Annotated in this window: 21 protein-coding genes; 15 read left to right on the forward strand and 6 right to left on the reverse strand. The window is 45.0% G+C overall.

Going from position 1 to position 23,659, the window contains the following annotated elements; all coding sequences use genetic code 11:
- Positions 1-65 precede the first annotated feature (65 nt).
- A complete protein-coding gene (locus QUB10_RS24620; protein WP_333053058.1) occupies positions 66-737 on the reverse strand; it encodes an energy-coupling factor ABC transporter ATP-binding protein in 672 nt (223 codons plus the stop codon).
- Between the two features lie 429 nt (positions 738-1,166).
- On the opposite strand from QUB10_RS24620, the gene QUB10_RS24625 reads away from it, so the two are divergent.
- The 3 genes from QUB10_RS24625 (at position 1,167) to QUB10_RS24635 (ending at position 3,369) form a co-directional block, all read left to right on the forward strand.
- Positions 1,167-2,183, forward strand: coding sequence for a Sll0314/Alr1548 family TPR repeat-containing protein (locus QUB10_RS24625; protein ID WP_333205853.1), 1,017 nt, complete (start codon positions 1,167-1,169; stop codon positions 2,181-2,183).
- A gap of 128 nt (positions 2,184-2,311) precedes the next feature.
- Positions 2,312-2,764 (forward strand): DUF3531 family protein, encoded by a 453-nt coding sequence (locus QUB10_RS24630; RefSeq protein WP_190659407.1) that lies wholly within the window; start codon positions 2,312-2,314, stop codon positions 2,762-2,764.
- A 158-nt stretch (positions 2,765-2,922) separates the two neighbouring features.
- Complete coding sequence (locus QUB10_RS24635; RefSeq protein ID WP_333205854.1) at positions 2,923-3,369, forward strand: NUDIX hydrolase; 447 nt, start codon at positions 2,923-2,925, stop codon at positions 3,367-3,369.
- Positions 3,370-3,520: 151 nt separating this feature from the next.
- On the opposite strand, the gene QUB10_RS24640 is transcribed toward QUB10_RS24635, so the two are convergent.
- Positions 3,521-3,886 (reverse strand): phage holin family protein, encoded by a 366-nt coding sequence (locus QUB10_RS24640; RefSeq protein WP_333205855.1) that lies wholly within the window; start codon positions 3,884-3,886, stop codon positions 3,521-3,523.
- 21 nt (positions 3,887-3,907) lie between these two features.
- Positions 3,908-4,999, reverse strand: coding sequence for a redox-regulated ATPase YchF (gene ychF, locus QUB10_RS24645; RefSeq protein ID WP_333205856.1), 1,092 nt, complete (start codon positions 4,997-4,999; stop codon positions 3,908-3,910).
- A gap of 121 nt (positions 5,000-5,120) precedes the next feature.
- Here ychF and QUB10_RS24650 point away from each other — a divergent pair, with 121 nt between their 5' ends.
- Positions 5,121-5,477 (forward strand): hypothetical protein, encoded by a 357-nt coding sequence (locus QUB10_RS24650; protein WP_333205857.1) that lies wholly within the window; start codon positions 5,121-5,123, stop codon positions 5,475-5,477.
- A gap of 133 nt (positions 5,478-5,610) precedes the next feature.
- On the opposite strand, the gene QUB10_RS24655 is transcribed toward QUB10_RS24650, so the two are convergent.
- On the reverse strand, positions 5,611-5,859 hold the full coding sequence (locus tag QUB10_RS24655; RefSeq protein WP_333205858.1) for a gamma-aminobutyric acid A receptor, epsilon-like protein: 249 nt from the start codon (positions 5,857-5,859) through the stop codon (positions 5,611-5,613).
- A 505-nt stretch (positions 5,860-6,364) separates the two neighbouring features.
- Between QUB10_RS24655 and QUB10_RS24660 the strand changes: the two genes are divergently transcribed.
- From QUB10_RS24660 to QUB10_RS24680, 5 genes are all read left to right on the forward strand, one after another.
- Complete coding sequence (locus QUB10_RS24660) at positions 6,365-7,261, forward strand: C39 family peptidase (protein WP_333205859.1); 897 nt, start codon at positions 6,365-6,367, stop codon at positions 7,259-7,261.
- Positions 7,262-7,378: 117 nt separating this feature from the next.
- Positions 7,379-7,924 carry a hypothetical protein gene (locus tag QUB10_RS24665; RefSeq protein ID WP_333205860.1) on the forward strand — a complete coding sequence of 182 codons (546 nt, stop codon included), beginning with the start codon at positions 7,379-7,381 and terminating at the stop codon, positions 7,922-7,924.
- A 64-nt stretch (positions 7,925-7,988) separates the two neighbouring features.
- Positions 7,989-8,630, forward strand: a complete 642-nt coding sequence (locus QUB10_RS24670) for a lysozyme (protein ID WP_333205861.1) — start codon at positions 7,989-7,991, stop codon at positions 8,628-8,630.
- A 73-nt stretch (positions 8,631-8,703) separates the two neighbouring features.
- Positions 8,704-10,836 (forward strand): caspase family protein, encoded by a 2,133-nt coding sequence (locus tag QUB10_RS24675; protein WP_333205862.1) that lies wholly within the window; start codon positions 8,704-8,706, stop codon positions 10,834-10,836.
- A gap of 75 nt (positions 10,837-10,911) precedes the next feature.
- Positions 10,912-16,038, forward strand: coding sequence for an nSTAND1 domain-containing NTPase (locus tag QUB10_RS24680; protein ID WP_333205863.1), 5,127 nt, complete (start codon positions 10,912-10,914; stop codon positions 16,036-16,038).
- Between the two features lie 49 nt (positions 16,039-16,087).
- Here QUB10_RS24680 and QUB10_RS24685 read toward each other — a convergent pair whose 3' ends face one another.
- On the reverse strand, positions 16,088-16,306 hold the full coding sequence (locus QUB10_RS24685; RefSeq protein ID WP_333205864.1) for a hypothetical protein: 219 nt from the start codon (positions 16,304-16,306) through the stop codon (positions 16,088-16,090).
- A 191-nt stretch (positions 16,307-16,497) separates the two neighbouring features.
- On the opposite strand from QUB10_RS24685, the gene QUB10_RS24690 reads away from it, so the two are divergent.
- The 4 genes from QUB10_RS24690 (at position 16,498) to QUB10_RS24705 (ending at position 20,482) form a co-directional block, all read left to right on the forward strand.
- Positions 16,498-18,060, forward strand: coding sequence for an aminotransferase class I/II-fold pyridoxal phosphate-dependent enzyme (locus QUB10_RS24690; RefSeq protein ID WP_333205865.1), 1,563 nt, complete (start codon positions 16,498-16,500; stop codon positions 18,058-18,060).
- A gap of 99 nt (positions 18,061-18,159) precedes the next feature.
- Positions 18,160-18,753, forward strand: coding sequence for a precorrin-6Y C5,15-methyltransferase subunit CbiT (gene cbiT, locus QUB10_RS24695; RefSeq protein ID WP_333205866.1), 594 nt, complete (start codon positions 18,160-18,162; stop codon positions 18,751-18,753).
- A gap of 515 nt (positions 18,754-19,268) precedes the next feature.
- Positions 19,269-20,186, forward strand: a complete 918-nt coding sequence (locus QUB10_RS24700; protein WP_333205867.1) for a phosphatidate cytidylyltransferase — start codon at positions 19,269-19,271, stop codon at positions 20,184-20,186.
- A gap of 14 nt (positions 20,187-20,200) precedes the next feature.
- Positions 20,201-20,482: a hypothetical protein gene (locus QUB10_RS24705; protein ID WP_333205868.1), complete on the forward strand. Its 282-nt coding sequence runs from the start codon at positions 20,201-20,203 to the stop codon at positions 20,480-20,482.
- On the opposite strand, the gene QUB10_RS24710 is transcribed toward QUB10_RS24705, so the two are convergent.
- On the reverse strand, positions 20,483-21,274 hold the full coding sequence (locus tag QUB10_RS24710) for a DUF2993 domain-containing protein (protein WP_333205869.1): 792 nt from the start codon (positions 21,272-21,274) through the stop codon (positions 20,483-20,485).
- Positions 21,275-21,891: 617 nt separating this feature from the next.
- Here QUB10_RS24710 and QUB10_RS24715 point away from each other — a divergent pair.
- A complete protein-coding gene (locus tag QUB10_RS24715) occupies positions 21,892-22,686 on the forward strand; it encodes a pseudouridine synthase (RefSeq protein ID WP_333205886.1) in 795 nt (264 codons plus the stop codon).
- Complete coding sequence (locus tag QUB10_RS24720) at positions 22,683-23,564, forward strand: RodZ domain-containing protein (RefSeq protein WP_333205870.1); 882 nt, start codon at positions 22,683-22,685, stop codon at positions 23,562-23,564. The genes QUB10_RS24715 and QUB10_RS24720 overlap by 4 nt, the downstream gene beginning before the upstream one ends.
- Positions 23,565-23,659 lie beyond the last annotated feature (95 nt).

Below are 23,659 nucleotides of genomic sequence, written 5' to 3' on the forward strand. Positions count from 1 at the left end.
GACTAATGACTAATGACTAATGACTAATGACTAATGACTAATGACTAATGACTAATGACTAATGACTAATGACTAACAAAACTTGTTTCCTTAGCTTCTAATTTAGCCCGATCGACCTCTTGCAAATCCCCGTGGTTTAGAGTCCAAAATTTATCGGCTACACTCAACAAATCGCTAGCATCGTGAGTAACAATCAACAAAGTCCAGTGACTTTTCAACTTACTCAACAAGCTTACCAACTGCCGCCGCATCGACCAATCTAAACCCGCCGTCGGTTCGTCCAAAAGTAGCAAATGCGGCTGCCGAATTAGCTGCACCGCCAGGGCTACCCTCCGCTGTTGTCCGCCGCTCAAAGCGTGGGGGGAAGCGCGCAGCGGCAAATGTCCGAGTCCCACTTCTGCCATTGCTGAGTTAATTTGTTCTTGTCCCAATTCAGGATGCCCCAACCGCAATTCTTCTAAAATTGTGCCTCCGCAAAAATGCCTTTCTGGAAACTGGAAGACTAACCCTCCTAACTGTTGCAAGTGTTCCGGTGTTAATTCCTGTTCCCGCCAACGGATGTCGCCGCTAGTTTTTTCGGCTAAACCTGCTAATATTTCTAATAGCGTACTTTTGCCTGAGCCGCTGCGACCCACAATCAGCCCCATTTGCTGCGATGGCAGTTCTAAGTTAATATTTTTCAGAATAGGATTCGGACAGGCGGTAGGATGATATACTAAGTTTTTTAGATAAAGCATTAACGGCAGTTGTTAGTTGGCAGTTGGCAGTTGGCAGTTGGCAGTTGGCAGTTGTTAACAGTCAACAATCTACATTCAACTATCAGAAAAATAGTTATTGTTGGAGCGGGGAACTTCGGGTTGTGCTATTGATAGTTAAGGCTGTTTTTGGCTGGGGTCGATCGCACACAATTATTTTACATAAATCTTAACAAAAATTTCCTTTTTTTTCAGGAGTGGCGTTTGATTTTTCTGTTTTTTCATGGTATATTTTAATAATGGAAATCTGTCCATCAATATATTACAAGTCACACTTCCATTATTAAAATATACCTCAAGAACCACAAAAAATCAAGCAAATTTCACTCTTTTTTTGGTCGCGGCCCGAAAGTCTGAAAATTTAACTCTCTTGTTTCTAGTTTACAGTATATTACATTGAGAGAATTGACGATGACGAAAAACCCTTTAGCATCGGTGGGCAAGCAAATGTTAAGTTCTAAACAGACAGTGCGGGCGATCGCGAGTGCAGGAGCGATCGCCCTCAGCATCTGCATTAACTCAGCAGTAGCGGGCGATCCCTTTCGCAGCAGCAACCCGCAGGCGATCGGGCCCAACACCGAAACCGCTTTCAAAACAATGTTTCAGCAAGGAAACTACAAACAAGCAAAAACTCAAATTCAACAAGCACTATCAGCCGAACCAAACGAGCCGCTAGCCTATGCAATGGCAGCCTCCCTCTCCTACATCGAAAAAGACTTCAACTCGATGAATTCCTACGCGCAAAAAACCCGCGAAGTCGGAGAAAAATTGGCGAAAACTAATCCATTGCGCGGCAACATTTACACAGCAGCAGGCCACTTTCTAGAAGGGGCGAACATTATAGCAAAAGAAGGAACAGCCAAAGGCGCGCCCCAAGCTTTGAGTAAATTGCGAGTAGTATTTCAATACCTAGATGCCGCCGACAAAATAGCGCCCAACGACCCAGAACTTAACCTGATCAAAGGCTACATGGACTTAATGCTAGCCACAAACCTGCCCTTTTCCAACCCCAACGAAGCCATTCAAAGACTCGAACAAAAAGCCTCTCCCCGCTACTTAGCTTATCGCGGCATGGCAGTAGGCTATCGAGACTTAAAAAAGTACGATCGCGCTTTAGAGTTTGCCAACAAATCCCTAGCAGAAACGCCAAATAATCCCGAAGTTCTCTATCTAAAAGGACAAATCTTGTTTTCCCAATCCCAGGGAAAAGACAGCAACAAAACCTTACTTGAGGAAGCCCGAAAAAACTTGGACGCAGCCTTAGCAAAACCTGACCAACTGCCGCGTAGTTTAGTAGCCGAAATCTTCTTTCAGCAGTGCAGAACCCGTAACCGTATCGACAGCAAATCTCGCGCCTGCGACCCCATGCGCGATAAAATTAGAGATGCAGATGGAGTCTGGGGGCCGGCGGCCTTACCACCACTATAAAAAGAGTCAGAGGCAAAGTCAGAAGTCAGGAGTCAGGAGGAAAATTTTTCCTGTCTCCCTCTGTCCCACTTTTCCTCTCTCCTGCAATCCAATTCCTGCAATTTTATTCCCTTTCTTTGAGAAAATTGATGCAAGTAGAGTTTCGCGAGTTTAACCCCTTTGACCTCTGGATTTGGCTGAAGTTCAGCAACGTACCTTCAAACGGTGAAAAACAGTATGTTGAAGAAGTGTTTGACTCTTGGTTTTTCTTGGGAAAACTTGGAGGATTTAATGCGGAAAATTTGCAAGTTCAAGATGAAGGCTTAGACATCAGTGATATGAATTACGATGTTAATCTAGCCGACCAAAGCATGATGGCTTTGATGCACAATATGGGAGAAATGGAGTATCAAGGTTCTTGGGCTCGTTGCTGGTTTGATTTGGGTACTAGCGATGCAATTGGACTCGATGTTTTGATTAATGTTTTCCAGCAACTCAGCAAAGAATTCGTAACGATTGAAAAACTAATTATCGGGGGTGAAAATATAGACTGGCCAATTGAAAATAGGAGGAGCAGAGAGGGTTTTGCCGCCGATAATTAAACGTTGGCACGACACGGATGACACGGATACACGGATAATATAGTCCTGGACGCACGGGTAATCAGAAACCGGGTTTTTTTCCTTGAATACTTTGTTACAACGCTTGAAGGGCAAAAAACCCGGTTTCTTTGGTTTTGATGCGTAATGACTAATGACTGATGACTGATGGCTATATTATGCAAGGTAAAATTCGCGTAATTGTTTTAGGATTAATTCGATCGGGCGATCGCATCTTCGTGTCAGAATGCGAAGATCCGGTCAAACAAGACACATTTTACCGAGCTCTGGGCGGTGGCGTAGAATTCGGAGAGCACAGCATCGACGCTTTGCAAAGAGAGTTTCAAGAAGAAATTCAAGCCGAGTTAACAAATATCAAATATTTGGCTTGTTTAGAAAACTTCTTTGTTTATAATGGCAAAGCCGGACACGAATTAATACAACTATACCAGTGCGATTTTGTTGATTCCAAATTTTATGAATTGGAGAGTCTGGATTTTGCAGACGGAGATGGGGAACATACTGCATTTTGGATACCGATCGATCGCTTTCGATCGGGCGAATTGCGCCTAGTTCCCGACAAATTTATCGACTACTGTGAAGGCTAATAACTCAACCCATACCAAAAAACAAATACCTGATATCGAGAAATTAAACCTAAAATATTGGCCGTCGGGGCTGGTTTCACCTGCAATATTGGCGATAACTAACAGGATGAATAAACCCGCCCCTTCCTTCCGCCCCCCGCATTACCCGGATCTACCTTACACTAGGCAGAGTCCGCAACAGCTCATAGAGCAAAGAGTTGATAAAACCGAGGGCTATAGCACCCAGCAAAGCACTCCAAATTCCCCACCGCAAGCGAAATCCATCCACTAGCCAAGCCGCCAATCCAAAGATAATCGCGTTGATAACAATTATCCACAAACCAAAAGTTACCAACAGCAATGGAAAACCCAAAACCACAAAAAGCGGCCGTACCAAAGCATTCAGCAATCCAAAAACCGCCGCCGAAATCATCGCTTTTCCAAAAGTGTCAATATCCACCCCGATGGGCAACTTGGAAATGATAAAAAAGCTCACCGAAGTAACCAGCCAAGCAATTATCAGCGAAATGATATCCATGTGCCAATCTCCTTAAAAAAGCTAAACATTAAATCGGAACAACAGCACATCCCCCTCTTGTACAACATACTCTTTTCCTTCACTGCGAACTAAGCCTTTTTCCTTAGCCGCATTCATCGCGCCCGTAGCAACCAAATCTTCATATGCTACAGTTTCGGCCCGGATGAAACCCCGTTCAAAATCAGAGTGAATCACTCCTGCAGCTTGCGGTGCTAACATTCCCGCGATAATCGTCCAAGCGCGAGTTTCCTTCGGGCCACTAGTAAAATAAGTCCGCAAACCCAATAATTCGTAAGTAGCTCGAATCAGAGATTTTAAGCCACCTTCTTTGACCCCCAGAGATTCTAGGAAATCCGTTCGTTCTTCCTCGGATAACTCCACCAATTCTGACTCAACTTGTGCCGAAACTATGACAACCTTAGCATTTTCGGCTTCTGCTACTTCCCGCACTTGTTCGACAAAGCTATTTCCTGTTGCTAAATCGTCATCAGATACGTTAGCCGCATAGATAATTGGTTTGTTGGTCAGTAATTCCAAACCTTTAACTAATTCAGCTTCTTCATCTGTGAAATTGTACTGCCGCGCCGGTTTCCCCGCATTCAAAACAGCGACCAATTTTTCGAGCACGTCCACTTCTGCCTGAGCTTCCTTATTGTTGCGGGCAAGCTTGCGAGTGCGATCGAGCCTGCGTTCAATTTGAGCTAAATCTGCTAGAATTAATTCGAGATTGATAATCTCAATATCTCGGATCGGATCGACAGAACCCGCAACGTGAATGATATCATCATTCTCAAAACAGCGGACAACGTGGACGATCGCATCCACAGCCCGAATGTGAGACAAAAACTGATTTCCCAGTCCTTCTCCCTGACTCGCCCCCTTTACTAAACCCGCAATATCCACAAATTCCATCCGCGTCGGCACAGTTTGCGCGGAATTGCAAATATTGCTCAGCACCTTCAACCGTTCGTCTGGCACTGCCACGATACCCGTATTTGGCTCGATCGTACAAAAAGGAAAATTAGCAGCAGTCGCCTTGGCATTAGCAACCAGAGCATTAAACAAGGTAGATTTGCCAACATTAGGCAGTCCGACAATTCCGGCGGTAAGCATAGCTATTTAGAAACATATCACTGTATCAAAATATCATAAGGAATAGCAATATATCTGACTTGTGCCTTCTAACTTCTAGAGCTAAGCTTGAATAAATATACAACTTGAGGTAGATGGCTCAATGGTTAACCAGTGGTTAAGCAAAGTAACGATGGCTGCGGGGCTGTCGCTGCCTCTGTTAGCGCTCACAGCAGCTAGCGTTTTCGCTCAGACGGTCACAATTTCGGTGATTAACAACAGCGGCAAGACGATGACAGCCGTCTATATGTCTCCTCCCGATAAGGAGGCTTGGGGAAAAAACGAGTTGCCGGCCCCGATTGCCGATCGGGAAAAGGCAGATTTTGAGTGGGATCGAGCTGACTACGAGGGTTCGGATGCGGGCTGTGTTTTTGATGTCATGGCCGAATACGAGGACGGCAAATGGACTGCTTTGGGTGCTGTTGACCTTTGTAAAGAGACTGCGCTCAACTTCAAGTAATCGATAATCTACGCAAAAACCGAGTTTTTTCAAGTCTGATATTCATCAAAAAGATTGGGGACTTTGGAGAAAGCCGGTTTTTGCGATCGACCTCACAAACAATCTTAAATTTCGCGATCGACTAAAACATAATTTAAACAGGTTCAGGGATTGTCTGAGGAATAGGTTCCGGCACTGTTTGAGGAATCGGAGAGGGTACAGTTTCCGGCACCGGTTCGGGAATTGGCTGCGGAATTGGCGCAGGTACGGGTTCCGGTACGAAGCCGGGAATCGGTTCGGGTACGGGGCCAGGCACTGGTGGCGATGCGGGTATAGTCGGCAGCCCCGGTTCGGTGCTGGGAATCTGCGGGCCTGGAAATGGACTAGGGTTGGGAAAAATCACGGCAATTCTATTAATAACTCGATACAATCAGCGTATATAAAAAACTAAAAATACGACATCTATCTAAATAGTGAAAATTTATTAAAATTGATATTTTGTACCATTTTAAATCAGCTTTTTGGAGTAGATGAAAACAACCGGGTTTATCTGTATTTGATTTTTTATGCTGGCGGAAAGCAATTTGGTCACAGCCCCCCGGTACAGGCCGTAGACCCTTGAAAAAAGCGTAGCGTACTCATCACCTGCGATCGCTACAGCCCGTGGGAGCAATTCTTTAATCTAAAATATCAAGTCTAAAATCGCGGAATCCATCGCCCTCCGAAAAGCCTTGCCAGCCTGTAGTTGTGGACGACACCTAGCCAAAAGTACAGGTTATTTCCCGTACTTTTGACCAGTTGGGAGCTGGCCTTTTGGCTAATTTAAGACTCAACTAAAAGCTAGGAAGTTTTTAGGGATGATTCTCTTACGATTGAAGCTAGCATCTTACCAGTCCACGAGGTAAAGAATGAACACCCTAGAATATACATTGCGTTTTAAAGACAATTCGGTGCTGAAAGCTCGCCCACTCGACACATCACTATTATCTCCCGATCAAATCCTCAACTACAAAGCCGGAGAGGAAATTTTTATCAGTGCGTACACCCCTAATTTGCAAGGTAAGTATATTCGGGTTTTCCTGGATGAATTTGATATTCGTTCACCAGAAACAGCCCCAAAACAATATTACTGTTTTGGCGATGATGTTGAAATCTCCTTAACGGCTGTTCCGCGAGGTGAGTCAGTTGCTCAACATTACCCGCCGGTACTGCCGCCGAAAGTTGATTTAAAAGTTCCTTACCACTCTCAGCTCAATAATTTAAAACGTCCTTCTGGGGCTTGTAATGTCACTTGCATAGCAATGGTTCTCAAGTATTATGAGGTGGATTCTCGAACGCAAGAAGATATTAAAAACGACGTACAGCTTGAAGATGTGCTGTTCCGAAAAACAGAAGAGTGGGATGAAAAGGAGGGTTATCCTCTCGCAGACGGCACTTGTACGCGACACATCCCCAGTTATCTTCAGCGGCTTCTTCGGGAGTGGGGTCAAAAATATGGCAATGGAAAACTTCAGAATACTTACTTCAAAAATGTCACTTCTGAACAGGAAATAAAACAGCATTTAGCCAAAGGTAATCCTGTTGTCATTCACGGTTATTTTACAAATGGTCATATCATTGTAATCAAAGGTTATGACGATGCAGAGGGGGTTTGGATCTGCAACGATCCCTATGGCAAATGGCTAGGTTATCAGGGTGGATATGACAATAACGCGAGCGGTGGAGATGTTCGCTACACTTATTCCGACCTTCGAGCTGTTTGGGATGTGGGTGGCGAGAGTTGGTGTCATTTTCCCGTTCCCTAAGTAAGCATTGATATTTGTAGGGTCGGGTCTCCTAGATTGATAGCATCACAACGATCGCTCTTCTCAACCCGCCCTTTCTTTCACCTTGTAGTCTGTCACAACAACTTCCCTAAAGTTATGACCCAAATTGATGAAGTAGCGCAAAAATTGTTAGACCTTGATGAAGATACTCTCAAGGCACAGCTTGGGATTAGGGTTCAAGAAATAGGGCAAGATACAACCGCACGATCTGCTTCTATTGAGAGTCTGGAAGAGGATTTAAACGCAACTCCCAGAGGTTTTAGTTCAGATAGTCTTGCTTTGAAATTTGGCGGCCAATTCTTCAATAAATTCAATATCAAATCCTATGAGTTGATGTGCGGCGAACTGTTAGACCCAGAACTGATAGGCAAAATTCAGGCAAGCTACAAAGAAAACTCTGAGAAAGCAGCGGCATTTTTAGCTCCGGCTTTAGTAAGTCAACTCAATTTACCTTTTTCGATCGCCATGATTGTTGCGGTATTGATTATCAAAACACTGGTTTCGGCAACTTCTACAGTTGCCGAAACCACATCGGAAACGGTCTGCGAAATTTGGAAAGAAAATCTGCCTGAAGAGACAGATACATTTAACGGCAAAGAATCGCCAGCAGCAAACAGTGTTGCACAACAGCCAGTGAATTAATTATATAGCTTATGCTTCACGGTTGAATTGAAACAGAAAATCCAAAAAGTAAGGAGAAATTACGATGGAACGGGTGCTCGAAATCTTCTCTGATGGGAGTATTTATGAAATGGAAGGCGAGGTGGCAACAAAGGCGATCGCCACCGAAGGACAAGTGAAATTGCTCTCAAAAGCTTTGCTATTCACATTAGCTAAAACATTTACCATTGCTCCTCCCGATAAAGTTCCTCCTCAAGTTATGGAAATAGGAGTGCGGGGAGGGATGACGATCAATCAAGACGGGGTGAATTTGATTAAATCCTTTGAGGGAATGGAGTTAGAAGCCTATCTTGATGCTGTTGACGTTTGGACAATTGGATACGGACATACCCAAGGCGTATATGAGGGTATGACAATTACGGAAGCACAGGCGGAAGAATTGCTGAGAAAAGATTTAGCGGAATTTGAAGGGTATGTGTCTGAGGCTGTGCAAGTTTCTATCAATGAAAATCAATTTTCAGCTTTAGTGTCTTTTACGTTTAATCTGGGACCTGAAAATCTTTTTGATTCAACTCTTTTAAAGCTTTTAAACCAAGGAGACTTTCAGGGAGCGGGCGATCAATTCCCGCGATGGAATAAAGCAGGGAGTCAAGAATTAGAAGGATTGACACGGAGGCGGAAGGCTGAAAGAGCTTTGTTTTTAGGGGAAGATTGGACAGTTTTTTGAGCTTCTACGGTGTCGCCTAATGTTCTTAAGTAATCTTCAGAGCTTAAACTCCCCGAAAGAATAGGAGAAAAATATGACTGACGCATCTACTTTAATCGGATCTAATTTTCACGCCTTACTAATCGGCATAGACTGCTACCTGCCTAACAAATTACCTGAAGGAGCTTCCTACAAAAACCTTAATGGATGCGTGCGTGACATTAATCATGTAGCAGCGTTCTTAAAAAATATCCTGAAACTGCCTGAATCGCAGATTATGAAGCTAACGGCTTCTAATGCTGAGGGTTTGAATGAGCCATCAGAATCAAAAGACCTGTGGCCAACTTATGAAAATATTGTAGGGAAGTTTAACGAACTGATCGAAAAAGCCCAACCGCAAGACCAAGTTTACATTCACTATTCCGGTCACGGAGGTCGTGCAGCCACAATTTTTCCAGAAATTAAGGGAGAAAAAGGGATTGATGAGGGACTCGTTCCGGTTGATATTGGCAACTCCAACGCCCGCTATTTGCGCGATTTGGAGATAGCAGCATTCTTGCAAAAAATGGCAGATAAGCAGTTAGTTGTTACGCTTGTGCTGGATAGCTGCCATTCAGGAGGCTCGACGCGATCGGGTGATTCTGATTTTCGCGGTGCAGATATGAACACGGTTGACACAACACCGCGACCAATAGAAAGTTTAGTGACATCAAGTTTGGAATTGGCAGAAATTTGGGAAGCTTTAACAGAGGGAAAACGCGCTGCAACTATTGAGAGTATGCTTCCTGAAATAAAAGGCTGTACTGTGTTAGCCGCTTGTCGCCCTAATGAGTTTGCTTTCGAGTACGCTTTTAATGGCAAAGAGAAAAACGGAGCCCTGACTTACTGGCTACTGGATTCGCTGCAAAATCCTAGTCCTAACTTAACTTATAAGGCACTCTACGATCGCCTCAACGCGAAAATCCACAGCCAGTTTTCGCAACAAACACCGATGCTTTTCGGAGAGGGGAAGCGGAAAGTTTTTGGCAGGGATTTCGGTTCATACCAGTATGCTGTGACTGTGATGCAGGTTGATACAACTAAAAATCCAGTGCGAATCCGGTTGAATGCTGGTCAGGCGCAAGGTTTAGAGGAAGGCGGAAAGTTTGCAATCTACCAGTTAGGAGCAAAAGACTTTACTCAGGAGGATAAACAATTAGCGATCGCTGAAATTGTTGATGTGGGTGCAACAGACGCTTGGGCTGAAATTACTCAGACTTTGCGCCAAGGAGAAATCGAGCAAGGCGCTCAAGCCGTTATGCTGTCAGCACCTGTCGATTTAGTTCGCAAAGTTCGCTTGATTTACTGTACAGAAGAGAATACAAACACTGAAAATTTGCCTCCCAAAGAAATAGATCAAAAAGTAGCTTTGCAAGGAATTGAGAGTGCCTTGGCGGGAAATGGCTGGGTGAGATTAGTTTCGGATAATGAAGTTGCTGACTACCAAATTGCGATTAACAAAAACGGCGAATACGAGATTGGCGATCCGTCAAGAACACCCATTCCCAATTTACGACCACCGCTGAAAGTTTGCGAACCGGATGCAGCCGCTCAGGTGGTGAAGCGTTTAGTACATATTACCAAGTATAAATCTACTGAGGAACTTGACAATTTTGGTACCCCTTTAGCTTCTAAGTTGGTAGTTGAGTTAGTTGGCAAGCAAGCCAATTATAAACGGGGACGGCGACCCTCTCTCCAACCCTTTGACGAGCCGCTTAATCCAACTGTAAAATCTGGAGAAACCGTCTTTTTGCGAATCAAAAATGATTCTCCTCAAGCTCTCAACATTATTGTCTTGGTCTTGAATTCAGATTGGTCGATTAGCCAACAAAATATTTGGGACTCTAACGAAGATTTTGCCCTGTTCGATGCGGGGCATGAAGAGCCGACTCCAACTCCTTTTACACTCACTCTTCCAGAGGGATATACGGAAGAAACCAATATCTTTAAAGTTTTTGCAACTGTAGGTGAAGCAAACTTCCGGTGGCTGGAATTACCAGCACTTGACCAACAGATTCCGCCCAGCGGTGCCAGAGGACTTAAAGCACCTAGAAATGAGTTAGAAGAAATTTTAGCTGCTGTGGGTGCTGACGAGCAACTTTTTAATAGAAAAAAAGCTGAAGTCGTTGTTGCTCCTAATCGAGGTTGGACGACAAAACAGGTAGCGGTTAAGGTGATAGCAAATTAATCAATCCATTGGCAGCGATCGCATTAATTTTGAAGGCAAGTAGAATTTTAGTCAATTAAACAAGGGGTGGGTAAAATGGCAAACTTCCAGCGTAACTGGGCAGTTGTTATTGGAATCAATGATTACCAGAATCAAGTTCCCAAACTAAAAACAGCTAAAAATGACGCCGAAAAACTGGCAGATATATTAGCTGAGTCGCACAAGTATGAGGTAATTTTAATTACTGATGATACCGATTGCAAACCCAATCTTGAGAGCTTATTAAATCTGCTGACAAAGCAACTGCCGGAAAAAATTAATAAAGACGATCGCTTGCTTTTCTATTTTGCCGGACATGGGATTGCGAAGGAGAGCGATCGCGGCCCTGCTGGTTTCCTTGTCCCACAGGATGCCGATGTCAAAAATAATGCGAATTTGCTGCCGATGCAAACGCTACACGATCGCTTAGCCGCACTCAAATGTCGCCATTTACTCGTGATTCTGGACTGCTGTTTTGCCGGAACATTCCGCTGGTCAAGTACCCGAAAAGTAACAGTCATTCCACGCAAAATTCACCAAGAACATTACGATCGTTTTATTAATTCTCCTGCTTGGCAAGCGATTACTTCAGCAGCACACAATCAAGAAGCTTACGACATTAATCCTAACAGTATTAATCCTAACAATAGAGAACTATTAGCAGGAAAAAATCATTCGCCTTTTGCTGAAGCCTTGTTTAAAGCTTTACAGGGTGAGGCGGATATTATGCCTCCTGCTGAAAAAAATAAACCCGCAGGAGACGGAGTAGTTACAGCTACAGAACTTTCTCAATACCTGCAATATCAGGTAGCAGAAATTGCGGGCGATCACCAAACTACCCAATTGTGGCCTCTACCGAAGCACAACCGAGGCGAGTACATCTTTTTACATCCGGATCGCCCCCCGAATTTAAAATCTGCACCGGAACTAAATAAAGATAACAATCCCTATCGGGGGTTAGAGTCTTTTGAAGAAAAGCACGCTCAGTTTTTCTTTGGGAGGCAAGAATTAATTAAAAAACTAGAAGCTCGAATTTCTCAGCCACAGCAACCGCTGACTGTAGTTTTAGGGGTATCTGGAGCGGGCAAATCAAGCCTCGTCAAAGCTGGCTTAATTCCTTGCTTGAAACACCTTTCAGAACAAGAAGTCTCTCAAAATATTCTCGATAGTGCTTGCAATTTAACAAACGTTATTATAGCGATAATTCGTTCGCTTCCTAAATTTCCTCTTGATTTTTGGGCTTTCACCTATATCCATCATTGGCATATCCTCACGCCAATGCGTCCAGGAGAGTCTCCGTTTACTGCTTTAGCAAGGACTATTTTCCCCATCAGTGATTTTCCGATCGACAACGAACTTAAAACTGTTGAGTTTTTACGGGAAGTCCTACAGCAAGAAATTGAAAAGTTAGATAGAGAAATAAATGAATTTGACGAATCCGGGCAACAAAATGAGGAATTTAAGCGATTGGATCGAGACAGAGAAAAGTTAGAAGGATTTGTCCGTGAATGGAATAACAACCCCAGAAAATTATTTGCCGATAGCTTCGAGGAACTTGACGCTCTGTGTCAACAAGAGGAGCAGAAGGAACAATTAAGACAGGTATGCTTGGACGGTCTTAAGAGATTCAGCCAAAGTTTAAATTCCGAAGAATTTGTCAAGATTGTAGAGGAATGGAGCAGAAATCATCCTGACATCAAGCTGTTATTGGTTATCGATCAGTTTGAAGAGCTAATTACTCTGAGTCGGGACGAGGAGCAAGACAAAAAGAATAATAAACAACCAGAGTGGCAGCAGTTTTTGAAGTTTCTGGAAGAGGTAATAGCAGCTAATTTAAAACAGTTGCGGATTGTCGTCACTTTGCGATCGGATTTTGAGCCAAGATTTCTCAATTCTGATGTTTTGAAGTCGCAGTGGGCAAAAGCTCGCTTTCCGGTACGAGCGATGCGAGCGGATGAGTTGCGACAGGCGATCGAACGCCCCGCAGCAGAGATGGCTTTGTACTTTGAACCGGCTAATCTGGTTGATCGGCTGATTGAGGAAGTCGGACAAATGCCTGGTGCATTGCCGTTGCTATCTTTCACGCTCAGTGAATTTTACATCAAGCTTTATGAAAAGTGGGTGAAAGATGGAAGTAGCGATCGGGCCCTGAGAATTGATGCGGACTTTGAGAAGGAAGGAGGGGTTGCAGGCTCTCTAACGCGCAGAGCCAATCAGGAATATAACGAATTGCCGGACGATGCTCACAGAGCTACGATGCGTCGGGTAATGCTGCGAATGGTTACACTTGAAGGCGGAGAACCAGTAAGGCGACGGGTGTCATTGTCGGAATTGGTTTACGCCAACAAACAAGAGCCAAATCAGCCAGACAAGGAAGAAAATCAGCGAGTCGAAGTAGTCCTGGAATGTCTTCATAACACTCGTCTCGTTGTCAGCGGGCAAGAGACGGGAGAACCTTATATAGAGCCTGCCCATGATTTTTTGGTCAAAGGGTGGGATAAATTACAAAAGTGGCTAGAAAAGGAACAGGAAAATTTGCTCTTGCAACGCCGTTTGACAACCGTTGCTTTTGAGTGGAAAAAAAAGGAGCAGGCATCAAGCGTGTTAGGAAAAGCTGAACCTTTTTTGACAAGTTTAGACAAAAAAATTGATTCGACCGAAGAATGGTTGAAACAAATCAAAGATCGGGAGGTACAACAAGTTATACAAAAGAGACAAGTCCAATTGCAACAGGCAAGTACGAAATGGAAAAGCAATGAAAAAATATCAATTTTTTTAACAAAAGCAGAACCTGTGTTTGAATTTTTAAACAAGATATTCGGCTTTCCTGAAAACTGGCCGACAAAAATCAAACCGCAAAATTCTCAAGAACGTCAGCGAGAGAAGAAGGTACAGTTTCTTTGGAATGGGAATCCCTATCTTGATGTTTTAAGAAAAACACTTAAATCTAGCGACTACTGGTTTAACCAAGTAGAAGCTGAATTTGTACAGCAAAGTATTTGGCAAAGACGCAGAAATGTTAATCTGCGTTGGGGAATTGCAACTGGGGTAATCATTTTATCAAGTGGGTTAACTGTTTGGGCTTTAATTGGCCAGAAACAAGCACTAATAGAACACATGAGCGCTAATCAAAATTCCACCGAGAATGAGTTAGGCACAAATCAACCGATACTAGAGGCTTTAATAAGTAGTTTACGGGCAGGAAAGCCTTTGAAACATTGGCTCCTGCATACATCTATTCTCCCGCCCCACGCAGATCGGCAGCAGCAAATTCAAGTTATAACTACCTTAAGAAAAGCAGTTTCTCAAGTTAGAGAGCTCTATCGCTGGCAACTACCTCAAGGTGAGGTACTAGATATATTTTTTAGCCAGGATGGTCAAATATTCGTAGCTATTCAAAAAGATAAAAATGATATTTGCGTATGGGATTCACAGACTAAAGCGTGTAATCCCTTACCAAGACAAGACTTAATTGTAGTGGCAAAGTTTAGCCCTAACGGTAAGATACTGGCTATCTTAAGCCAAAATCAAACAGGTAAAGATAGAACTGTCCGGTTGTGGAACTTGGGAAGCAAGCAGTTTGAGTACGAATTACACGGACTGCAAGGCTCGGCATCACTTGAGGATCAGCGTCGATCCGCAAAAATTAGTTTTAGCCATGATGGTAAGCGATTGGCTATTGAAGTTGCCAAGAATGAGGATGCTTCAGAGAGGTTCGGCTATTTGTGGTGGAACTTAGAAAGCAAGAAGCCATATCTGTTACCAAACTCTCACCTTCTTGGTATGAGTTTTAAGTCGAATGACAATCTATTAATAGCTACGTTGAATGACACAAATAAGAGTCCGTATGTCGCAGTGCTTAACTGGCCATCTGGACAAGTGAGCCGTATTTCACCAATGGCTAAAATACCGGATGAAATCTATAATGCTAATTTTAGTGCTAATGGCACAAAAGTAACTTTTGTAAGTTCAGCCGGCGATTTTTCTAGCAGCGAAATGTGGGTCTGGGATTTGAATAAGAACCAATGGGTAAACGTAGAGGCTCAAGATCTAAATCAAGTCCATACATCGAGATTTAGCGCCGATGGAAAGCTATTAGTAGCTATCAACCAAGATCGTTCTGTTTATTTGTATAAACATTTGTCAGTTTCAGATAGTGTTGGTGCTAATATTTTAGGTAAATTCAATTTGCCTCAAGGCGCACTTGAGAATATGATGTTTAGCCCGGACGGCAAGCAATTCATTACTCAAGGCGATGATGGCATCCTGCGCTTATGGGATGTCGATCTGCCCTATCCCAAAACTGAACCTAAATTCTCTTTAGAGGGAATTGAAAGTATCAGTTTTAACCCAAATGGTCAAACAATTGCTACCATAGCCACAGATACCCAAGGAACTGTTCGCTTGTGGAATTTAGTGGGCAACCAGTTACAGGAATTTCCTAAAGTTTCAGGCAAGATTGCAAGCTTGAGCTTTAGCCCTAACGGCAAGCAGCTAGTTACTGGAGGAGAAAACGGCTTTGTTCAGTTTTGGGACTTGCACGGCAACATTTTGAAGGAATTTAAAGCTTATCCAAGTAATCCAGTAAAGATTATCGGTTGGGCACAGAATGGTCAGAGTATTGCTACTATCAAAATTGATGAATACAATAAAGACACAATAGTTCACCTGTGGAGTTTGAATGGTCAGAAATTAGACGAGTTTACAGTGCCATTTAACGAGCCGAGTGTCGGTAGCATTCATTTTCAATCTAATGGTACATTAAAAGCAATTTATACACATGGCGGTGGTGATATTGTTTTGTGGGATAGTTCGGGAAAATCAACTACTTTAAATACAAAAAATATAGAAGATACCTTTCTACGTACCAGTATCAATTTCAATGCCGATGGTAGCTTATTTGCTACCGCTTTAGGAAGCGATGTAGCCATCTGGGACTTACAGGGCGAACAGTTGATGAAATTTGAAGGATATATAGATAGGATAAAAAGTGTCAGTTTTAGTGCTGATGACAGTAAATTGGCTGTTGTTGGTGAGGATGGTAAAGTTCAGTTGTGGCAGCTAGGAGGATTAGATGAATTACTCCAACGGGGTTGTGAACGAGCGCGTAAATATCTAGCTACCCTTGACGAAAAGAATAGCGATCGCAACCTCTGTGATGGTATCGGTAATTCTCAGCGGTAGATATGAGTTGTTAGAGTGCGATCGCCTCTATAAGAAGTAAGCGGTGGTATCAAAAAAGGTCGATCGCCCTCCAAGACGCGATCGGGCGATCGGGCGGAGTAAAAAAAGCAGCCGATATTATCGAACAGGTTGTATTGACTCGAAAGCCGGTCTTGGCTGAAAAATAGCCGCAGACTGTGGTACGATTTTGTGCTTTAACTGAAACCACAGCCCCTAGACAAACCATAAGTAAAGCAGTAGCCAGAATTTTCAACTGTTTGAGTATCATACTTAAGCAGTCCATATTAAGTCATTTTAGAGAAGTTTGAAATTGAGACGGTGTTGCTTGTGGGCGATTGCAAGGAAAAAGGCAGCCGTCGATGCGATCGCGGAATTGCCCGCAATGGTTTCAGCAATTAATAACGTCCAGTGAAACCTCGGCGGTTGCTATAATTCCAAATAATCAAATCAAGATTAAGCGTGTCACCAGCAAACTCTCAACAACAAACGCCTCTATTAGATGCCTTGCGCGATCGCACAAATCATCCGCACGCCCCATTCTACGCCCCCGGACATAAACGCGGACAAGGAATCTCTCAACCCCTAATTGACTTATTCGGTGCGGCAGTATTTAGATCGGATTTACCGGAATTGCCGGAGTTAGACAATCTCTTTAACCCAGAAGGTGCAATTGCCGAAGCTCAAGACTTAGCCGCCGAAGCATTTGGAGCCCAATCAACTCGGTTTTTGGCCAACGGTTCGACTTGCGGAATAATCGCCGCCATTTTAGCAACTTGCGGCCCAGGAGATAAAATTATCCTACCTCGAAATATCCACTCATCGGCAATTTCTGGTTTAATTTTATCCGGCGCAATTCCAATTTTCGTCAATCCAGAGTACAACCCGGATTGGGATATTGCCAACAGCATCACCCCAGAAGCCACAGCCGCCGCATTAGAACAACATCCCGACGCCAAAGCAGTAATGATAGTTTACCCAACCTATCACGGCGTCTGCGGGGATTTGCGGGCGATCGCCCAAATTACCCATCAATACAACATACCGTTATTAGTAGACGAAGCCCACGGCGCGCACTTTAACTTTCATCCAAACTTGCCAGAAACGGCACTATCAGCCGGTGCCGATTTAACAGTACAATCAATCCACAAAACCCTCGGTGCAATGACACAAGCATCGATGCTGCACGTCAAGGGCGATCGGATAGATATCCAAAAAATAAATAAAGCATTGCAGCTAGTACAATCTACCAGTCCGAGTTACATACTATTAGCATCCCTAGACGCAGCCCGCCAACAAATCGCACTCCACGGCAAAGAGTTAATGGCGCCAACTTTACAGCTAGCAGAAAAAGCGCGATCGCGCATCAGTCAAATTCCCGGCTTATCAGTTTTAGAACCCTTAAATACACCCGGTTTTGCAGCATTAGACCGCACTAGGCTAACAGTAAAAGTATCAGATTTAGGAATCACAGGATTTGCCGCCGATGAAATTTTGCACTCTCAACTCGGCGTCACCGCAGAATTACCAATGCCCAAACATTTAACATTTATTATCACCTTGGGAAATACACAATCAGATATTGACAATCTAGTTAAAGCTTGTACTCTTTTAGAAGGAAGAAGGAAGAATGAAGAAGGAAGTTCGGCAACGGATTCTGTAACGGATGTAAAGGATAGAAGGAAGAAGGAAGAAGTCCGAAAGAAGAAGTCCGAGAGAAGAAGTCCGATGTCCGATGGAAGATTGGCCCACTCTCCCACTCTGCCACTCTCCCCCTCTCCCCCTCTCCTTTCCCCCCGTGAGGCTTTCTTTTTTCCAGCGGAAACAGTACCCGCAGACAAAGCAGTCGATCGCCTGTGCGCCGAACTCATCTGTCCCTATCCCCCAGGAATACCAGTCCTGATGCCCGGTGAAATCATTACCCCAGCAGCCGTTGACTACCTGCAACAAATCCTTGCCGCCGGCGGAAAAATCACAGGTTGCAGCGATCCCTGCCTCCAAACTCTCAAGGTTGTGCGACAGTAAATATTAAGGCTTCGGGGAAATTGGGAGAATTTCTACTTCTTCCGCGAGTTCCAACTTCGGTCTTGCTTCAATCAAAAATCAAAAATCAAAAATATAACTATGCTTTGGCCCTACGTCACTCCAGGCATCCCGGATGACTTATTTGAACGTTTACCGGGAATTCCCATGAGTAAGCGAGAAGTCCGACTGCTATTAATCTCCCACCTGCGGCTGCAAGCAGATTCAGTGGTGTGGGACATCGGTGCAGGTACTGGTACGATCGCCGTAGAAACAGGTTTGCTGTGTCCTAAAGGTCGGATTATCGCCGTTGAAAGGGACGAAGAAGTAGCAAGCTTGATTCGCAGAAATTGCGATCGATTCGAGCTCAACAACGTAGAAGTCATAGAAGGCAGTGCCCCGGAATGCCTGGAAAGCCTGCCCCAACCCCCCCACCGAGTCTGCATCGAAGGAGGTCGCCCCATTAAAGCCATTCTCCAAGAAGTCTGGCGTTACTTGCAACCCCACGGTAGAGTTGTTGCCACAGCATCGAATTTAGAGAATCTTTACGCCCTTTCCGAAGGTTTCGCCGAGTTACAAGTCCGCAACATTGAAGTAGTCCAGTCCGCCGTCAACCGCTTGGAGACTCGCGGCCTGAGTCAAACCTTTGCCGCCGTCAATCCCATATTTATTCTCAGCGGCGAAAAGCTGGATTAGAAGTTAGTTGACAGTTGGCAGTTGGCAGTTGACAGTTGACAGTTGACAGTTGACAGTTGACAGTTAACTTTAACCTGGTTCCTCGGCACAGCCTGGGAATACATACCCCATGCCCCATGCCCTATGCCCTATGCCAATTCCTAAATGTAATTCTTAATCTTTTTTAAGTTCACTTAACCTTCATACTTAAGAATAGGGGCCACCATAGCTGGATTGACCCCCTGAGTTGAGATTTTGGATCATCGCCAGTTGGGTATTGGGCTTGGCTGTGTAAGGGAGGAAACGGTACCCTAACAATCCTTGCATCCTTGCATCCTTGCATCCTTGCATCCTTGCGTCGAATGACACGCCCAAAAACGGATACAAGCCGCCGACAATCGTCGTGGGCTACCCAAAATTTTAGACCCTAGTTCAATCTCCCAGATTCATCTGTGGAGTAAATCTAGAATCTAAAATCTAAAATCTAAAATCCAAAATCGAATGATCCGCCGCCGTCTGCAAGAGAAATTCATTTTATGCCTTGGTCTCGTATCCTGAGTGGAATAGTTGCGATCGCCCTTGCTTTGGGAATGATTATTATGGGCGGATGGTACTTCACCGTCGGCTTTGGGGTCATCGTCTACCTAGGGCAATTGGAATATTTTCAATTAGCCAGGGCTAAAGGTATTGCACCCGCTGCCAAAACTACCTTAGCCGTCAGTCAAGGGCTATTAATTACTGCCGCCCTAGCACCGGAGCTCGTAGATGCCATGTTCCCCTTAGCGGGAACCTTAATTTGTTTCTACCTGTTATTCCAACCTAAATTATCGACGATCGCCGATATTGCCTCCTCAGTTTTAGGATTGTTCTACGGCGGTTATTTGCCCAGCTATTGGGTACGGCTGCGAGTCGGCCTCGACCCAGGCAATCTTGCTACAACCCAACTTTCGCAAGCAGTAGCAAGCAATTTGCCCGTTAACATTTCCTCGCCGCCGTCTTGGACAACTTCCAGCCATGTATCTTTAGGATTGACTTCGCTGCTGCTGGCTTTCTTCTGTATCTGGGCCGCTGACATTGGGGCTTATTTTGTCGGCAAATTCTTCGGCCGCACTAGCCTATCCCACATCAGCCCCAAAAAAACCGTTGAAGGTGCCGTATTTGGAGTTTGTGGCAGCATCACCGTGGCAGTCGCTGGTTCTTGGTATTTACACTGGCCGGGGTGGCAGTATACTGGGGCTGCTTTTGGTCTGTTGATTGGGGTTGCTAGCCTGTTGGGAGATTTAACTGAGTCGATGATGAAGCGAGACGCCGGCGTTAAGGATTCGGGACAGTTGATCCCCGGTCACGGCGGCATTCTCGATCGCACCGACAGTTATGTTTTTACCGCGCCGTTAGTCTACTATTTTGTCACTTTACTGTTGCCCGCGATCGACTCTTTTTTAATTAATCGGTAATTGGGAATTGGGCATTGGGAATTGGGCATTGGGAATTGGGCATTGGGCATTGGGAATTGGGCATTGGGAATTGGGAATTGGGCATTGGGAATTGGGCATTGGGAATTGGGAATTGGGCATTGGGCATTGGGCATTGGGAATTGGGCATTGGGAATTGGGAATTGGGCATTGGGCATTGGGCATTGAGTATGTATTCCCAGGCTCTACCGAAGAACCAGGTTAAAGCCAACAGTCAACAGTCAACTGTCAACTGTCAACTGTCAACTGTCAACTGTCAACTGTCAACAGTCAACTAACTAAGGCAAAACTCTAATTCCTCCCCGACAAACAATCTCCCCCGGACTCAAAATCAATTCTTCTATCTCAACTTCCGGCCCAAAATCAATTTTAAAACCATTGAAATCACTGCTCTTTAATTCTCCATCCATTTCGATTTCGGGTGATTCAAACATCAATTCGCGACCGCTAGCCATCCGCAAACCAGTCCGCAATACAAAAGGAATTTGCGTACCCCCAGCGCGCAAAATTGCAGCCGAAAGCGTCAACAAACCCGCCTCAATTACAATCTGCGAATTTTGCAACTTCAGCGACTTTTCCCTATCTGCCAGTGGCAGCATCGTCCGCAAAAATTCGCTCAAAGCATCAGCCAGCAAAGGCGCTTTCAGCGACGCATTCAAATCCGCTTGGCTGACCCTCAAAACGCCTGCCACGGGAACTGATTCCAGGAGGCGCAGGGGTTGGCCTTTGAGAGCTTGACCGAGGTTGATGCGAATGCCGCAGCCCTCTATGGCAACTTCAGTTAGGTGTAGTCCTTTATACACAGCACCGATCGCGGCAGCGGTGACTTTGGGGATCGCACCGCTGAAGATTTGTCGATCGCTCCCCTCAATTTTCACCTTCAACTCGTCCACGTGCTGAACTTGCGATCGCAGCCACAACTGCACCGCCGGAGACAGCACCGCGCTCGCAATCCGGCTGCCTTGACTCGGCGAAGGTATCCCCGGCTCGTCGCCGAGATTCACAGTCCCACCAGAGCCAGCAGCGCCATCTCTATTGTCAAATTGAAGAGAGTTTCGATCGACAGTCATAAACAATTTCAGAATATAAACCTTAATATTCAAGCACAGAAATTTAACTAGATCTGGCACATCCGGTCTCAAAAATGCGGTTTCTGCACAGATATATCGCCGTCAACCTCTGATTTTCCTTAGAAACCGGGTTGATGAACGCAAGTCCGATTAACTCCAAAATCAAGCAGAAATCTGGCATCAGCAACGCCAGAAGCAGAAAAATTCTCACCTTTCTCCCCTTGGGATCTTTGGATAGTTCACGAGTTGTGCGATCCCGATGAAAAATTCGCGATCAAGCGTATAAATTTAACCAGCAGTACGGGATTTATGGTAGTGTTGGTTTATGGTCGGGTCAGACCCACACCTTTCAAACCAGCCGCAAACCAACGGTGCAAACCTGTGCCTGCCGCGAGTCTTTTCGTAGTTTTTGCACAGCATTCAGGGTAATGCCATCAGGACAATCTGCACTCTTGCCACAAGGACAATCTGCACTCTTGCCGGACGTCCTGTAATAATTGGTCGGAATTATAATTTATTCCCAACCAGGAATTGAGCATTGCTAGTACGGTTAATCAATTAACCGTGTCGTGTTTCCTCCCCACCGTTCGCTCGTTGGGGATTTCCACACTCCCGTCATGTCTGATGAAAGGCTGCAAAAAATCCTCGCCCAGTGGGGCATTGCCTCTCGCCGTCTTGCAGAACAGATGATTGTAGCTGGACGAGTCCGAGTTAATGGCAATATTGTTCGCTTAGGAGAAAAAGCGAATCCCGATCGCGATCTCATCCAAGTCGATGGAGTCCCGGTGAAACCAACGGATCGACCAGCAAAGGTCTATCTGTTGCTCAACAAACCGGCAGGCGTAGTTTCTACTTGCAGCGATCCAAGATCCCGATCGAAAGTTCTCGACTTGCTGCCACCCCAACTGCGCTGTGGTCAAGGCATCCACCCCGTAGGACGCTTAGATGCAGATTCCACCGGCGCCCTCTTGCTCACCAATGATGGTAAGCTGACATTTTGTTTGACCCATCCGCGTCACTCGATCGCCAAAACTTATCAGGTTTGGGTGAGTGGCGATCCCCCGGAACCCATACTACAAACGTGGCGTCAGGGCATCATCTTGTCCGGCAGAAAAACTTTGCCCGCGAAAGTTAAAGTTCTCGATCGCGCGCGAGACCAAACTCTGTTAGAAGTCATTCTATCAGAAGGCAGAAACCGACAGATTCGGCGAACAGCCGAGCTATTGGGATATCCCGTGGTGCGCCTGCACCGCACAGCCATTGGCCCGATTCAATTGCAGCGGCCTGGTTCGCCAATATTGCCACCAGGCTGCTGCCGACCCCTAGAAGATGCGGAAATTATTTATTTATGGAATCTAGTCAACCTAACATCAATAAGCGTGCCAGTAAATTCCCCGGAGCACAGCATATGACAAAGAATTTATTGTTTTTATTCTTCAAAACCACTAAGCAGAAACTGCAATCCCAAGAGCCAGAACCAGCTCAGAAGAAGCTAGCGGAAATAGGATCTCAACTCCGTCAGTACCGCGAACAGCAGTCGATTTGTTTGGACAAAGTAGCCGTGGTAACAATGATTCGGCGGAATCTGCTACAAGCAATCGAGGACGGTCAACTCGACCAACTTCCCGAACCCGTCTACACTCAGGGTTTGATCAAGCGCTACGCTGAAGCAATGGGTTTGGACGGAACTCAGTTTGCCGACTTTTTCCCGATCGAACCGCCGCCCCGATCGAGAACCAAGCTATCCTGGCAAGATGGGCCTCAGTTGCGGCCGATGCACCTCTACCTCTTTTACACATTTCTAATTATCTGTTCGGTCAATGTCTTATCTCAGTTGATGAGCGGTTCTCTTACCGCAAAAAACGGTGCGGGAGCCGAAGAAATAGCGCTTGGGCAGCAAGAACAAGCTCGCGCCGCTGCTGAGGCATCAAGAGCCTCACAAAATCAGAAACCCGATAGTTACGAGGCTGTCGAAGCAGTAAGAACAGGTCAAAGTTTAGATAAATCTGGCAATAAACCAGTAATGGTTAGCGTCACTTTTAAAGCAGAATCGTGGATGCAGGTTAAAGTCGATGGTAAAACAGAGTTTGAGGGAACTTTGCCGACCGGGACTGTTCGCACCTGGGGGGCTCAAAAGCAATTGGTAGTGGTAGCAGGTAACGCCGGCGGGGTAATGGTTGCTGTTAATAACGGACAAGCCGAACCACTCGGAGATCCTGGAGTCGCCAAAGAAGTAGTTTTTAAAGCAAACGAAATCCAGCCTTCAGCACCGCCCAAGAATGAAGGGTAATCGGGCATGAGGCATGGGGCATCGGGCATCGGGCATCGGGCATAGTTAGTAGTTAGTAGTTAGTAGTTTTTTTAATAACAAATAACAAATAACCA

The organism is Microcoleus sp. B5-D4 (assembly GCF_036705145.1).
Classification (GTDB): domain Bacteria; phylum Cyanobacteriota; class Cyanobacteriia; order Cyanobacteriales; family Microcoleaceae; genus Microcoleus.